Annotated in this window: 12 protein-coding genes; 6 read left to right on the forward strand and 6 right to left on the reverse strand. The window is 70.5% G+C overall.

The window, feature by feature from the left end:
• Positions 1–18: 18 nt before the first annotated feature.
• The gene (locus D8M39_RS05495) at positions 19–1,236 is read right to left on the reverse strand and encodes a sarcosine oxidase subunit beta family protein (protein WP_055085249.1); all 1,218 of its coding nucleotides are present in this window, start codon (positions 1,234–1,236) and stop codon (positions 19–21) included.
• Between the two features lie 83 nt (positions 1,237–1,319).
• A complete protein-coding gene (locus tag D8M39_RS05500; protein WP_094393370.1) occupies positions 1,320–2,444 on the reverse strand; it encodes a hypothetical protein in 1,125 nt (374 codons plus the stop codon).
• An 844-nt stretch (positions 2,445–3,288) separates the two neighbouring features.
• Between D8M39_RS05500 and D8M39_RS05510 the strand changes: the two genes are divergently transcribed.
• On the forward strand, positions 3,289–3,864 hold the full coding sequence (locus D8M39_RS05510) for an AAA family ATPase (protein ID WP_126874583.1): 576 nt from the start codon (positions 3,289–3,291) through the stop codon (positions 3,862–3,864).
• 113 nt (positions 3,865–3,977) lie between these two features.
• Here the strand turns inward: D8M39_RS05510 and D8M39_RS05515 are convergent, their stop codons facing one another.
• Together D8M39_RS05515 and D8M39_RS05520 are read right to left on the reverse strand one after the other, a co-directional pair.
• On the reverse strand, positions 3,978–5,633 hold the full coding sequence (locus D8M39_RS05515; RefSeq protein WP_126874584.1) for a thiamine pyrophosphate-binding protein: 1,656 nt from the start codon (positions 5,631–5,633) through the stop codon (positions 3,978–3,980).
• The gene (locus D8M39_RS05520) at positions 5,630–7,075 is read right to left on the reverse strand and encodes a sodium:solute symporter (RefSeq protein WP_126874585.1); all 1,446 of its coding nucleotides are present in this window, start codon (positions 7,073–7,075) and stop codon (positions 5,630–5,632) included. Before D8M39_RS05520 ends, D8M39_RS05515 begins: the two co-directional genes overlap by 4 nt.
• Before the next feature lie 215 nt (positions 7,076–7,290).
• Between D8M39_RS05520 and speB the strand changes: the two genes are divergently transcribed.
• From speB to D8M39_RS05535, 3 genes are all read left to right on the forward strand, one after another.
• Positions 7,291–8,328: an agmatinase gene (speB, locus tag D8M39_RS05525; RefSeq protein WP_126874586.1), complete on the forward strand. Its 1,038-nt coding sequence runs from the start codon at positions 7,291–7,293 to the stop codon at positions 8,326–8,328.
• Entirely contained in the window at positions 8,325–9,509 is a 1,185-nt protein-coding gene (locus tag D8M39_RS05530) for a PLP-dependent aminotransferase family protein (RefSeq protein WP_094393377.1), read from the forward strand. The genes speB and D8M39_RS05530 overlap by 4 nt, the downstream gene beginning before the upstream one ends.
• A 311-nt stretch (positions 9,510–9,820) precedes the next feature.
• Complete coding sequence (locus D8M39_RS05535) at positions 9,821–10,303, forward strand: MarR family winged helix-turn-helix transcriptional regulator (RefSeq protein WP_094393378.1); 483 nt, start codon at positions 9,821–9,823, stop codon at positions 10,301–10,303.
• A gap of 135 nt (positions 10,304–10,438) precedes the next feature.
• Here D8M39_RS05535 and D8M39_RS05540 read toward each other — a convergent pair whose 3' ends face one another.
• Positions 10,439–11,053: a malonic semialdehyde reductase gene (locus tag D8M39_RS05540; RefSeq protein ID WP_094393379.1), complete on the reverse strand. Its 615-nt coding sequence runs from the start codon at positions 11,051–11,053 to the stop codon at positions 10,439–10,441.
• Positions 11,054–11,177: 124 nt separating this feature from the next.
• Between D8M39_RS05540 and D8M39_RS05545 the strand changes: the two genes are divergently transcribed.
• Both D8M39_RS05545 and D8M39_RS05550 read left to right on the forward strand, forming a co-directional pair.
• Complete coding sequence (locus D8M39_RS05545; RefSeq protein ID WP_244944883.1) at positions 11,178–11,786, forward strand: LysE/ArgO family amino acid transporter; 609 nt, start codon at positions 11,178–11,180, stop codon at positions 11,784–11,786.
• A 41-nt stretch (positions 11,787–11,827) separates the two neighbouring features.
• Positions 11,828–12,997 carry a polyprenyl synthetase family protein gene (locus D8M39_RS05550; protein WP_094393381.1) on the forward strand — a complete coding sequence of 390 codons (1,170 nt, stop codon included), beginning with the start codon at positions 11,828–11,830 and terminating at the stop codon, positions 12,995–12,997.
• A 106-nt stretch (positions 12,998–13,103) separates the two neighbouring features.
• On the opposite strand, the gene D8M39_RS05555 is transcribed toward D8M39_RS05550, so the two are convergent.
• Entirely contained in the window at positions 13,104–14,699 is a 1,596-nt protein-coding gene (locus D8M39_RS05555) for a dihydrolipoamide acetyltransferase family protein (protein WP_126874587.1), read from the reverse strand.
• Between the last annotated feature and the right edge of the window lies 1 nt (position 14,700).

The following is a 14,700-nucleotide window of genomic DNA, read 5'->3' on the forward strand; positions in this document are numbered from 1 at the left end:
ACAGCAGCGTGTGCACGGTCAGTGGGCCACGGCGGCGGCGCCGTGCTCGTCGATCAGGACACCGGTCTCGAAGCGCTCCAGGCAGAACGGCTCGTTGAGCGGGTGGGGCTCGTCCGTGGCGATCGTGTGGGCGAAGGCGAAGCCCGCTCCGGGTGTGCCCTTGAAGCCGCCCGTGCCCCAGCCGCAGTTCACGTACATCTGGTCCACCGGGGTCTTGGACACGATCGGGGAGGCGTCCAGGGTCACGTCCACGATCCCGCCCCACGTGCGCAGGACGTGCGCCCGGGCGAAGATCGGGAACAGCTCCACGGCCGCCGCCATCTGCTCCTCCACCACGTGGAACGCCCCGCGCTGGCCGTAGCCGTTGTACGCGTCCACACCCGCGCCCATCACCAGCTCGCCCTTGTGCGCCTGGGACACGTACACGTGCACGTGGTTGGACATCACCACTGTGGGGTGCACCGGCTCGTGCAGCTCCGAGACGAGCGCCTGCAGCGGGTGGGACTGGATCGGCAGCGTGAACCCGGCCAGTTCCGCGAGCACCGAGGAGTGCCCCGCCCCGCACAGCCCCACCTTGCCGGCGTTGATCCGACCGCGGGAGGTCTCCACCGCCACCACGCGCTCGCCGTCCTTGACGAAGCCGGTGACCTCGCAGTTCTGGATGATGTCCACACCCATCTGGTCGCACTTTCGCGCGAACGCCCACGCCACGTGGTCGTGCTTGGCGATCCCCGCGCGCGGCTGGTACGTGGCGCCCATGACCGGATAGCGCAGCTCGTCCGACGTGTTGATGATCGGGCAGAGCTCCTTGACCTGTTCCGGTGTGATCCACTCGGCGTCGATCCCGTTGAGCTTGTTCGCGTTGACCCGGCGCACCGACTCGCGGACGTCCTGCAGGGTGTGAGTCAGGTTCATGACGCCGCGCTGGGAGAACAGGAAGTCGTACTCCAGCTCTTCCGGCAGCCCCTCCCACAGCTTCAGAGAGTGCTCGTACATGGCCGCGGACTCGTCCCACAGGTAGTTCGAGCGGATGATCGTGGTGTTGCGCGCCATGTTCCCGCCCGCGAGCCACCCCCGCTCGAGCACCGCGATGTTGGTCATGCCGTGGTTCTTCGCCAGGTAGTACGCGGTGGCCAGCCCGTGCCCGCCGCCACCCACGATGACAGCGTCGTAGGACGGCTTCGGGTCCGGGTTGTGCCAGAGGAAGTCCGGGTGCTCCGGGAGCAGATCGGCCATGTGGTGCTCCGTTTCGGTGTTGAGGGTCGGGTGCGGTTCCCCGGGATGGGGGTGGACGACGTCGTGGACGTCCTGCGGTTGGGTCAGGCGCGGCGGGTGCGCGCGGTGCGGGTCAGGGACTTCACGAGCATCAGGGTCAGCAGCAGGATGCCCACGTAGTCGTTGACCACGTAGACGATGTTGACCATCAGCGAGAACGGCAGCACGAGACCCACCAGGGTGCCGATCGCTGCGAGTGCGAGGGTGAGGTACTTGAAGGGCAGGGACTTCTCTGGGAAGAACCGGGAGGAGACGGTCCACAGCAACGGCACCGCCGTGGTGTAGATGCCTGCGAGGATGATGAGTGAGAAGCACGAGGCGACCACCGGACCGAGATCCGAGGCGAGCACGAGCATGGGAATCTCGGTGCCGTTGACCGCCTCGATGTTCGCCAGCAGGCCCAGGCCCACGACCATGCAGGCCACGGAGAAGGAGACCCCGCCGAGCACCGCACCGGAGTGGGCCTCGCCGCGGCTGTGTGCGGTCCTGCCCAGTGCGGTGAGGAACGCGGCGAGCCACAGCATGCAGAAGCCCACATAGGACAGCCCCGCCAGCACCCAGTTGCTCGACGCGCGGGTGAGGTCCAGTTCCGGCAGCAACGCGTTGCCGTCGGCGATCCCGCCCGGGTTGCGAATGATGCCCAGGATCCCCAGGACGATCGCTATCACGACGATCAGCGGGCCGATCTTGCCGATCACGTCCACCAGCCGGTCCAGGCCGAACCACACGGTCAGTCCCACCACGGCGGCAAGCCCGATCCCGCCCACGTACTTGGACAGTCCGTAGTGCTCCTGGAACACAGCGCCCGCCCCGGCCACCATGACAGTGAAGCTCAGGAATACGAACAGAACGAAGAAGTAGTCGAAGAACACTCCCAGGTGGCGGCCGCAGTAGTAGCGGAAGATCAGCGACGGCCGGTCGAACTTCTCGCGGTGGCCTGTGGTCAGGAACTCCACGGCCACGTAGGTGATCAGCACCAGGACTACCAGGCCCGTGCCGAAGACGCCCCAGTAGCCGTAGGAGGTGAAGTACTGCAGGATCTCCTGGCCGGTTGCGAAGCCGGACCCGATCAGGAACGCGACGATCGCTCCGGCGTACGTGAGGATGCGCAACGAGCTCCTGGTCTCGACGGTGTCCAGCTGCGTGGAGGGTGACGCGGTCTGTGCCATGGTGACGTTCTTTCCCGAAGGGGGGGTGCTGGCCGGACGGTTCCGGTGGTGGCGAAGGGTTTTGTCGATCATTGATATATCTGTGTTCTGAGTACGGTATGTGATGCGGCCCACCCCGTCAATGCCCCGAGGTCAGGAGCAGGCGCCCCGCACGGGTGCGCAGAACATCTGAGGCACAACTTGCCCAGGGAACGCCCCGCACGGGTGCGCAGAACATCTGAGGCACAACTTGCCCAGGGAACGCGCCGCGGGGCGGGCATGTCCTGCCCCAGATGTTCAACGGCGGGGGGTCCTGCGGGCGTCGTTGGCCTGGGGACATGAACAGCCGCTCGTTCTCATGCCTGCCCGTGCGGCCGGATCGAGGAGCACGGCCTGAACTCGCTGCCGCGCGCAGAGTGGCCGGCCACTGTTCCCGCGGTGCGGCAGGTGCTGGACGAGGGCCTCAACCTCGGGCCGCTGACCGTCCGGGTGGGTGAGAACGGGGCGGGGACGCCCACCCTGGTGGAGGCCGTGGCGGCAGTTCGGTCTCAGCGTGGAGGGCGGCGCGCGGGACCAGGTGCTGCACCGGACCCGGGTGACCGAGTCTGGACCCGGCGACCGTCCGCAGCTCGTGCGCGGGGTGGTTCTCTGCACGCACTCGCCGGTCCTCGCCGCCCTGCCTGAGGCACGCAACTACGAGCTCGGCGAGTGGGTTCTGCGCCCCAGCGAGTACGACGAGCTGGAGATCACCTGGCACCTCTTCCTGGACGCACCCCAGCGATCCCCTCGGCGGGTCGGCCTGCGTGGTCGATCCGCTGAGCCCCGTGGGCTGCGCAGTATGTTCGCAACGGCATAGGCTCGCCCCATGACCGCCGCCCCGCCCTCACCATGCCGGATCCTCGTGGCCGGGGTGAGCGGCGTCGGCAAGACCACCCTGTGCCGTGAGATCGAGCAGTGCTCCGGCATCCCGCACACCGAGATCGACGCCCTGTTCCACGGCCCCGGCTGGATTCCGCGCCCCGAGTTCTCGGCGGACGTCGCGTGCCTGGCGGCGGGCGGTTCGTGGGTCACCGAGTGGCAGTACGACGCCGCACGGCCGGTTCTCGCCGAACGCGCCGACACCCTGCTGTGGCTCGACTTCCCGTTCTGGACCGTGACCTTCCCACGCGTCGTCCGGCGGACCGTGCGGCGAAGCCTGAGCCGCCAGAAGCTGTGGAACGGCAACACGGAGGGGTCGCTCCGTACTCTCTTCACGGACCCGGAGCACATCATCCGCTGGGCGGTCGCGAGCCGTCACAGCTACCGGGAGCGCATTCCCGCCCTGGCGGAGACGGCCCCGCAGCTGCGCGTGCTGCGTCTGCGTCACCCCCGGGAGGCGCGGGCATGGGTCTCCACCGTCTGGCCCGCGGGGACGGACGCCAAGGATGGACCCCGCAGGTGAGCCCGGCCCGCCCGATCACCCACCCCATCCGGGGACAACATTTGGGGCGCGACATGTCCGCCACCCAGCAAACCCGCCCGGGGCGGGAGGTGGGCACGGGGCAGCGCCAGCTCTCAGATCTTCAGGTGCACCAGGCTCGGGCCCTTCGTGGCGAGGGCCTTCTGCACGGTCTCCGCGAGGGTGTCCATGGTGGCGGGGAACCCGGTGGCGCCGAAACCCTCCGCGAGCTTCACCCAGTCCGGCTGCGCGAGGTCAACGGCCAGGGGGTCGATGTCCCGGTCCAGCATGTTCTGCCGGATCTCCCCGTAGCCGCCGTTGTCCACGCAGATCACGGGCAGGTCCAGGTTCAGCTCCACGGCGGTCATGAGCTCCTGGATGGAGAACATGAGGGCGCCGTCCCCCACCAGGCACACCACCGGGCGCTCGGGCGCGGCGAGCTTGGCACCCACCGCCGCGGGCAGCCCGTAGCCGAGCGTGGCGTACGTGCCCATGTACAGCAGCGAGTGCGGCTGGGGTGCCCGGAAGAACGTGGTGGAGCCCATGTACGTCACCTGCGAGGAGTCCCCGGCCAGGATGGTGTCGTCCGGGACCACCTCCATGATCGTCTCGTTGAGCGCCGCGAGGTCCGGGGCCCAACGCCGGCCCTCCTCGTCCATCGCCTCGAACACCGAGCGCAGGTCCCGCTCCGGGCGCGGTGCGGCGTCGGCAGCCGCGGCGCGCAGCCCGTCCAGCAGCTGGGGGACGACGGCGGCGGCGTTGCCGGGGACCTCCACGTCCGGGGAAAGATTGCACAACATCTGGTCGCGCATGATGTCCACGCGCACGATCGGTCCCTGCGGGGTGATGTCCCCGCCCCACAGCTCGGCCTCGCCCACCTTGGAGCCGATCACGAGCAGCGCGTCCGCGGAGCGCATGAACTCGTGGGCGGTGCTCAGCCGCAGGTCCGCGCCCAGGGACAGCCGGTGCTTCTCGGGGATCGCGCCCTTGCCGTTGGTCGTGGTGATCACCGGGGCCTCGAGCAGCTCGGCCAGCTCCAGCAGCCGCGGTCCGGCAGCGAGCGAGCCTCCGCCGGCCAGGATGACCGGGCGCTCACTGGCCGCCAGCGCCTCGACGGCCGCGGCGATGTCGTGCTCCGGGGCGGGCGTGGGCTCACCGAGGGGGCGCGGTGCGGTGGCCGACTCGGGGACGTCCGCCGCGGTCTCGAGGTTGTCCAGCGGGATCTCGATGTGGATGGGCCGCGGGCGCGAGTGTGCGAAGTCCCGCATGGCGTCGTGGATCATGGTCACGGCCTCGGCCCCCGAGGTCACGCGCCGAGAGACGCCTACGATCGCGTTCACGGCGGCGGAGGGATTCTTGGTCTCGTGCAAGGAGCCGATGTCCCGGAAGTCGTGGCCCACGGGGCGCCCGGGGGAGAGCAGGATCATGGGCCGGGACTCTGCGTAGGCGGTCGCTGCGCCGGACAGGGAGTTGAGCAGGCCGGGTCCGGACGTGGTGATGACCACCCCAGGCAGCCCGCGCACCTGGGACCAGCCGTCCGCGCCGTAGGACGCGCCCTGCTCGTGGCGCGTGGTGATCGCACGGATTCCCAGCGAGCGCAGCGGCCGGTAGAACTCGAGCGAGTGGGTGCCGGGGATGCCGAACACGGTGTCAATCCCGTAGCCGCGCAGCGTCTCCAGCACCGCGGTGGCCACGGTGCGCTCCGGGCGTGTGACGTCCGCGCCGGCCCCGGGGGTCTCGGGTGCCGTGGTGATGGTGTTTTCGGTGCTCATGCCTTGGACTCCTGAATCCGACGGTTCCATTCCTGACTGATCTCCGGCGTGGTGGGCTTCGTGGCGAGCGAGACGGCCACGAAGACGACGGCAGAGGCGAGCAGTCCCATGTAGATGGGTGCGTTGGCGAGCACGCCGTAGACCACCATGCCCACCACGGTGGCGACGACGCCCGCGGCCATCGACCACATGGCACCCGCCGCGGTGCCCCGCTTCCACAGCAGACCGCCCAGCACGGCGACGAGCAGGCCGCCCACCAGCAGGTCGTACGCGATGGTCAGGGCCGTGACCGTGGAGCTGACCAGCATGGACATCACCGTGATGACCAGGCCGACCACCACCACGTAGACGCGGTCCTTGAGGACGGACGCGTCCTCGGAGCGGGCGCGGGCGATGCCGTCGTCGGGGGCTCCGAACAGGCCTCGGAGGGTGGGGACCACGTCCACGCGCGCCACCGTGGCGGCGGCGATCGTGGCCCCGGAGGCCGTGGACATCATGGCCGCGACACCGGCCGCGAGGACGATCCCGCCGAGACCCGCCGGCACGTGCTCCTGGGCCATGGTCGCGAAGGCCTCCTCGGGAACCGCGAGGTTCGGCAGCACGGCGGCCGCGGCGGTGCCGATCAGCGCCCCGGCCACGCCGTAGAGCGCCACGTACGTCGCGGAGACGAGACCGCCCCAGCGGGCGACGCCGGGCGAGCGGGCCGTGAACACGCGCTGCCAGATGTCCTGGCCGATCAGCATGCCGAAGCCGTAGACCACGAACTGCGTGAGGATCGCCTGGAATCCCATGGAGCCGATGTCGAAGTAGGAGGCGTCCAGCCGCTCGCGGATCCCGGACCAGCCGCCGCCGGCGGACAGTGAGAAGGGCAGCAGGATCGCGAAGATGCCCACCGTCATGAAGAGGAACTGCATCAGGTCCGTCAGGGTGATGGACCACATGCCGCCGAGCACCGAGTAGGCGATCACCACCGCGCCGCCCAGCAGGATGGCCCAGGGCCGCGAGATGGGGAACAGCACGGAGAAGATGGCCGCGTAGGCCGCTGTGGAGGTCACCGCGATCATGAGCGTGTAGGCGAGCATCACGAACGACGACGCCGTGGCGCCGCCCTTCGCGCCGTAGCGCAGCTGCAGCATCTGGGAGACCGTGAAGACCTTCAGGGACTGGATGCGCGCGGCGAAGAACAGGCTCAGCACGGCTAGCCCGGCGGCGATCGCCACCACGAGCCACATTCCCGAGATGCCGTACTGGTAGCCGAGCCCCACCCCGCCCACGGTGGACGCGCCGCCGAGGACCACCGCGGCCATCGTGGAGGTGTAGAGCCCCGCACCGAGGCGACGGCCGGCCACTCGGTAGTCGGTGGCGGTGCGTGCCCGGCGTGCCGCCCAGAGCCCGATCACCACCATCACGGCCAGGTAGAGCACGATGACGAACACGTTCACGGGGTCTCCTCGGCAGGCGCGGCGGTGGGGTGCTCCGCCTCACGGGCCGGTCCGCCCGCACACAGTGTTCTGGCGCTAGGGTTTATGCACCAGGTCACAGAAAAATATCATCCCGGTTCGCCCGAACGGCGCCGGAGGCCGTGCCGCGGAACCTGAGGACCCGCCGTCGGCCGAGTGGGACATCCCGGGCGATCCCCGGGGCGGAAGGAGACACGGTGGAACCGGAACGCACTGTCGAGACCAACGCGGCGGGCGAGGAGCGGGTGGGGCCCGTGAACGCGGCGCTGACACCGCGATGGGCCGGGCCCGCCACGTTCGCGCGGCTGCCCCGCACGGACCAGGTGGAGCACACGGACGTGGCCGTGGTGGGCGTGCCCTTCGACTCCGGGGTCTCCTACCGCCCGGGTGCGCGCTTCGGGCCGAACCACGTGCGCGAGTCCTCGCGGCTGCTGCGCCCCTACAACCCCGCGCAGAACCACTCGCCGTTCGCCAACCTCCAGGTCGCGGACGCCGGGGACCTCGTGGGCAACCCGTTCGACATCCGCGAGGCGATCGAGTCCATCGAGGCCGGCGCCAAGGATCTGATGGGGGAGGACACCAAGATCGTGGCGATCGGCGGTGACCACACCATCGCCCTGCCGCTGCTGCGCGCGGCGCACTCGCGCCACGGGAAGGTGGCGCTGCTGCACTTCGACGCCCACCTGGACACGTGGGACACCTACTTCGGGGCCGAGTACACGCACGGCACCCCGTTCCGGCGTGCCTTCGAGGAGGGCATCATCGACACCGACGCCGTGATGCACGTGGGCACCCGCGGGCCCCTCTACGGCACGCAGGACCTCGAGGACGACTCCCGCTTCGGCTTCGAGATCGTCTCCTCCGCGGACGTCCTGCGCTCCGGCGTGGACGCCGTCGTCGAGACCCTGCGCGAGCGCGTGGGCGACCGCCCCCTCTACATCTCCCTGGACATCGACGTCCTGGACCCCGCCCACGCCCCCGGCACGGGCACGCCCGAGGCCGGCGGCATCACGAGCCGCGAGGTGCTGGAGATCCTGCGCGGGCTGCGGGGCCTGGACGTGGTGGCGTGCGACGTCGTGGAGGTGGCCCCCGCGTACGACCACGCCGAGCTCACGGGCATCGCCGCCGCGCACGTGGTCTACGAGCTGCTCTCCCTGATCAGCCTGGGCGCCGACGCCGCGCCGGACGGCCCCGCGTACGGCATCTCCGGAGCGCGCTACGGGGACGCGAAGTGACGGGGTTCGCTTCCCGCGCGGACGGGTTCTGGCCCTCCCCGGTCCGCGCGGTCTTCGAGGTGGCCCGGGACCCGTCCGTGGTCTCGCTGGCCGGCGGCAACCCGGACCTCTCCGTGCTGCCCGCTGACGCCGTGGGAGACATCGCGTCCCTCCTGCTACGCGGGCGCGCCGGGGAGATCCTGCAGTACGGATCCGGTGCCGGCATGGACGGGCTGCGCGAGCTCGTGGTGAAGCTCATGGCGCGCGGTGGCTCCACGGTCACCGGTGCGGACATCCTGCCCACCACCGGATCACAGGCCGGGCTGGACCTCGTGACCAAGCTCTACTGCAACGCCGGGGACGTGATCCTCGCGGAGGGCCCCACCTACGTGGGTGCGCTGGGCGTGTTCGGGGCGTACGAGGCCGAGGTGCAGCACGTGGCCATGGACGAGGACGGGATCGTTCCCGACGCCGTGGCGGAGGCCCTCGACGCGCTCGCCACCCAGGGCAGGCGGGTGCCGTTCGTGTACGTCATCCCGAGCTTCCAGAACCCCACCGGCGTGACCATGCCGGAGGAGCGCCGTCGCGAGCTCGTGGCGGTGTGCGCGCAGCGGGACGTGATGATCGTGGAGGACGATCCGTACGCGCTGCTCGCCTTCGACCGCAGTGAGCCGGTGCCGTCCATGCACGGGATGGACCCGGAGCACGTGATCCACCTGGGCAGCTTCTCCAAGATCTTCGCCCCGGGCCTGCGGGTCGGGTGGATGGCCGCACCCCCGGAGGTGCGGGGGCGGCTGCAGATCGCCGGGGAGTCCGTGGTGATCCACCCGTCCAACCTCGCGCAGTCGCTCGTGACCTCGTGGGTGGGCTCGGAGCACTGGGAGCCCGCGCTCGACAGCGCCGTGGCGCTCTACAAGGAGCGCTGGGACGCCATGAACGAGGCGCTCACCGAGTACATGCCACAGACGGCATCGTGGACGACGCCGAGCGGCGGGTTCTTCACGTGGGTCACCGCGGAGGAGCTGCAGGGTAGGGACATCCTGGCCGAGGCCGTGGCGCACGGGGTGGTGCTCGTGCCGGGCTCCGCGTCCTACATGGACGGCCGGGACTCCGACGCCGTGCGCCTCGCCTTCTCCGGCGTGGCCCCGGCCCGGATCCGGGAGGGTGTCAGGCGCTTCGCGGAGGCGCTGCGCGGGGACTGAGCCCATCGCTTCGCCACGTCAGCGGCGGGTGGACGGGTGGTCTCCGCCCGTCCACCCGAACCGGGGAGGGGACGGACCTCAGCTTCCCCTCCTCGGTGCGCACAAGAACGGTCTGGTCCTCGCCCTCGGCGTCCTCCGAACTTCGGAGGGCCCGGACCAGAAGTCTCCCCGGCCGGTCACCGCGGTGCCGGCGCGCTCGTGGAGGCCGGGGACCACGCCGTCGAGTGCTGTCAGGATCTTGTCCACGGGCTTCGTCTCCCAGCCGGTTCTCGCGCGGGGGCCCGCGCCCGTCGAGGATAAAATACGGAGCCATGATGGCTTCCCCCGGACCCGCTCCCGACGACGACCGAGCACGGGCCGTGCTGCGCGCGCACCGGCTGCGGGAGGTGATGCGCTACAGCGTGTATTTCCTGCGGCGCATGGAAGGGACGCGGGAGCTGACGAGCCAGCAGATCAGTCTCCTGACCATGCTGCGGCCCGGGGGTCTGCGGATCACGACCATCGCGGCGAACATGGGCGTGCGGGTCTCCACGGCGACTCAGAGCGTGGACCGGCTGAGCAGGGCGGGCTACGTGCGTCGTGACCCGGACCCCACGGACGCCCGCGCGGTCCTCGTGTGCCTCACCCCCTACGGGCTCAAGGAGCTCGCGCTCGAGGACCAGCGGCGCAGCGACAGGGTGGCGGACGCACTGTGCGTACTCTCTCCGCGCGAGCTGGACTCGCTGGACGCTGCCCTGCCGGTGCTCGCGAAACTGGCGAGGACTCAGGGTGCGGGTGGTGAGACGTCGCGGTAGTCCGCGGGGTTCCGAGCGGTGCGGGTGAGCAGGCGTGCGGGGCTGGATGTGCAACGGGGCCCGGTGGCGAACCCCTCGGCTCACCACCGGGCCCCGGCCACGGTGCGTCGTGTCAGTGCCTCACGAGACCTCGGCTCAGAGGGTCTCGGCCACGTCCTCCATGTCGAAACGGGGGCTGCGATCGTACTCCGGTGCGACGGGGTGACCCAGGTTGACCACCACGATGGAGCGCTTGCCCGTGCCGGCGAAGAACTCGGCGTCCACAGCCATCGGATCGAAGCCGGTCATGGGCCCGGCGGCCAGGCCCACGGCGCGGGCGGCCACGATGAAGTAGCCCACCTGGATGTGGGAGTTGGCCTTGCCGCTGGTCAGGCGCAGGTCCTCGTTCTCGTCGTACATGCCCTGCAGGTGCGGGGCGGCGGGGAGGAACTGGGGGAAGCGCTGGTGCCAGTTCTCGTCGTAGGACAGGATCGCCGTCAGCGGCGCCTGGCGGGTCTTCTCCTGGTTGCCGCCGCTCATGTGCTGCACCAGGCGCTCACGGGCCTCGGGGGTCTCCACCCAGGTGATGCGCAGGGGCTGCGAGTTAAACGCCGTGGGGCCCATCTTGGTGAGGTCGTAGATCGCCCGCTTCTCATCCTCGGTCACCGGATCCTCGGTGAAGTGGCTCGCGGTGCGGGCGTCGATGAACAGGCGCTCGGCGTCCTCGGAGGAGATGGCGAGGGGCAGTTCCTCGGTGGTCACGGTCGTCATGGGGGTCCTTCCATCAGGCGGGTGGACAGGCCACCCGAAATCATTTCGCCGGAAACTATACCCACGTCGCGGCGCGTGAGGGGTCGAATGTCGGCAACGTCACGCACACCTGTACATTGCTCTGGTGACTTCTGCGTTCCTTCCCGGACTGGTGACCGGGCTCGCCCTCATCGTGGCGATCGGCGCCCAGAACGCGTTCGTACTGCGCCAGGGGATCCGCCGCGAGCACCTGGGCGTGGTGGTGGGCATCTGCATCGTCTCGGACATCTTCCTGATCGGCCTGGGGACCGCCGGGATCGGCTTCCTGATCGACCGCGTGCCCTGGCTGCTGAACATCTTCCGCTGGGCCGGCGTGGTCTACCTCCTGGTCTTCGCGGTCACCTCCTTCCGCTCGGCTCTCAAGCCCCAGGCGATGGACGTCTCGGGCGACGACGCCGGGTCCTTGCGTCGCGTGGTCCTCGCCACCCTGGCGTTCACGTGGCTCAACCCGCACGCCTACCTGGACGCGGTGCTGATCCTGGGGAACCTGGCCAACCAGCACGGTGAGCAGCGCTGGATCTTCGCCGGGGGCGCGTTCGCCGGCTCGGTCATCTGGTTCACCGCCCTGGGCGCGGGGGCCCGGGCGCTGTCGCACGTGCTGAACACCCCGCTCACCTGGCGCATCGTGGACGCCCTGGTGGGCGTGGTGATGGTGTTCATCGCGATCCAGCTGGCGCTGATGCCCGCCGTCTGATCCGGGCACCGCCCCGGCGGCTGGTGTGCTGGAATGGAGGCATGACTCCCACCTCCTCCTACACCAGCAGCGGCACCGGGCGCAGGTCCCAGGAGTTCACACCGACCTCTGCACTGCGAGGGTTTCTCTCCCACTCGGGCCGCAGGGCTGCCGATCTGAGCCCCGGCTATGAGCGCGTGTGGGAGCACATCGCTCAGATCACGGATGCGGGCCGTGGGCTGCAGCAGGAACTGGTCATGACCTCCGTGGAGGCCTATCCCGCGCGACCCACCCGCCCGGTGCTCAACGCCGTGGCCGCCTCCTTCGAGCTGCTCCACACCGCCATCGTGCTGCGTGCCGACGCCGACGGTCTGCGGGGAATGGCGCGCGCGGCCCATGCAGCGGACCGTGTGCCGTCGGGGTCCCCGCAGCAGCACGACGACGCTGCGGTGCAAGGTGCGATCGCGCCCGCCCCGGGTGCTGTGGAGGGAGCCTCCGGGAGCAACCCTGTCGGGTGGGCAGACCGCGACGGTTCCCGTGCGGACCTCACCTCGGCGGCTGGTGACCTAGCGCTCACCGGCGCCTACCGGCTCATTGCCACCTCCCGAGTGCCGGAGACGCGCATGCTGCGCCTGCTCGAGATCCTTGACGAGTCCGTGTTCCACGCCGCGGCGGGCGAGCGGCTCGTGGCTCAGGTGGCCCGGCGCACCCAGCCCGTTCCGCACGACAAGGCCCTGGACGCCATCCGGCTGGCCATCGCGGTGCCCTGCTACGAGGCGCCCCTCCGCGCGGGCGCCGTCCTGGGTGGGGCCCCCACCGCGCACGTCACCGCCCTGGCGACCATCGGGCGCTCCCTGGGTGTGGCCCACCAGCTCACCGGTGAGCTGCGCGCGGCCGCCGGCTCCCCTGACGCTGCGGGTGAAGCGGGCTCCGCGGGCGCGTCCCCCGTGCTGACCCCGGACCGCTGCACGGTTGCGGGGGTCCTCGTGGAGGCGGGTGACTATGCTGCGGAGTGGCAGGCGCTGCGAGAGCGGGCGGTGCGGCAGCCGCTGGGGGACGACGACGTCGCCCATGCCCGCGACCTCCTCGACCGCTCCGGTGCGGCCCGCTCGGTGGCCCGCATGGTGGACACTGCCGTGCGCCGTGCGAAGGACACCATGGCAGCCACGGACCTGCCGCCCGCCCTGGCGCAGAGCCTCATCGCGTGGCTGGAGCGCGAGACGGCGGTCTGACGGGATATTCCTCGGTCGGAATGGTTCTCCGCCCGTACACGCCGACGGCGCCCGGGCCGAAGCCCGGGCGCCGTCGTGATTCTCACCGGCAAACACCGTAAGGGCGTCAGATCTGCGTGAGCGCCCCCACGGGGTTCTCGATGCAGTCGGCCACGAAGCGGATGAAGCCGCCAGCCGCGCCGCCGTCGCACACGCGGTGGTCGAACGCGATGGTGATGGTCGTGACCTTGCGGACCGCGAGTTCACCGTTCACCACCCATGGCTTGTCGATGATCCGCCCGATGCCCAGGATCGCGGACTCCGGGTGGTTGATGATCGGGGTGGCCCCGTCCGTGCCGAAGACGCCGTAGTTGTTCAGCGTGAACGTGGAACCGCTCAGCTGGGCCGGACTGGCCTTTCCGCAGCGGGCCACGTCGATCACTTCGCGCATGGCGGTGGTGAGCTCCACGGCGCTGAGCCGGTCCGCGTTGCGCAGGTTGGGAACCATGAGCCCACGCTCGGACTCCACCGCGAGCCCCAGGTTCACGCCGTCGAAGCGCGCGATGCTCCGCGAGCCGTCCTCGGCGGTGTCCAGGCGGGTGTTCAGCTGCGGGTACTTGCGCAGCCCGGCGAGGGTGAACCGGGCGATCAGCGCTAGCAGGCTCGGCGTGTTCTGCGGATCCTTCGCCTTCAGCTCCGCGCGCAGGCTCAGCAGCTCGGTGGCGTCCACGTCCACCCACACGGTGGCCTCGGGGATCTCCGTGCGCGAGCGGGTCATGGCATCCGCGATGTGCTTGCGCACGCCCTTGACAGGTTCGCGGGCGGCCAGGGGCAGCCCGGTGCGTGCGTCCACACCCTGGGATGACGCCGCGGCACCGGCTCCCGCGCTCGACCCACCGCGGGTGGGTCCATCCTGCGCGGGGCCACCCTGGCCCGGAGCACCCTGCATAGGCAGCACGGGCGCACCCGTTGCGGCGGGGCCCGGGGCTACCGGGCCGGGGGTAGCCAGACCCGTGGGAGCCGGCCCGGCGGCGTCGGCGCGCATCCGCTGGTCCTCAACCTGCTCGATCGCGGCGAGGACGTCCCGGCGCATGATGAGCCCACCCGGGCCGCTGCCCTGGACGGTGGCGACGTCCACGCCGTGCTCGCGCGCGAGCTTGCGCACGAGCGGCGAGATCACGGACGGCGCGAGCCGGGGGGACTCGGTGAGCGCGTCGTGGGTGTGCGCGGCGGCCCCCGTGGGAGCGGCGCCGGTGGTCCCGGCGACGGCACCGTGCCTGCGGCGGCGTCGTCGGGATGCGGACGCTGCGGAGGTGCCGTAGCCGATCAGCACGTTCCCGGAGGACTCCTCGGCCTCGTCCACGGCCTCCTCGGCGGAGGGTGTGGTTCCGGCGAGCTCTTCCTCGCGGTAGCTCGCGGCGTGCTCGGCACCCGGGGCATCCGCGTCGGATCCGGTCCCGGCGGAGGAATCGGGGGCCTCCACGCCGTCGGACACGGAGATCAGCGGCTGGCCCACGAGCATGGTGTCGCCCTCGGCGCCGTGCAGCGTGTGGACCACGCCCTCGAACGGGGTGGGCACCTCCACGGCGGACTTGGCGGTCTCCACCTCCACGACCGGCTGGTCCATGGTGACGGTGTCACCCTCGGCCACGAGCCAGCGGAGGATGTCCGCCTCGGTCAGGCCCTCGCCCAGGTCGGGCAGGTTGAACACATTGATGCTCACG

Origin of the sequence: Kocuria sp. HSID17590 (genome assembly GCF_003989485.1) — a bacterium.
In the GTDB taxonomy this organism is placed as follows: Bacteria; Actinomycetota; Actinomycetes; order Actinomycetales; family Micrococcaceae; genus Kocuria; species Kocuria salsicia.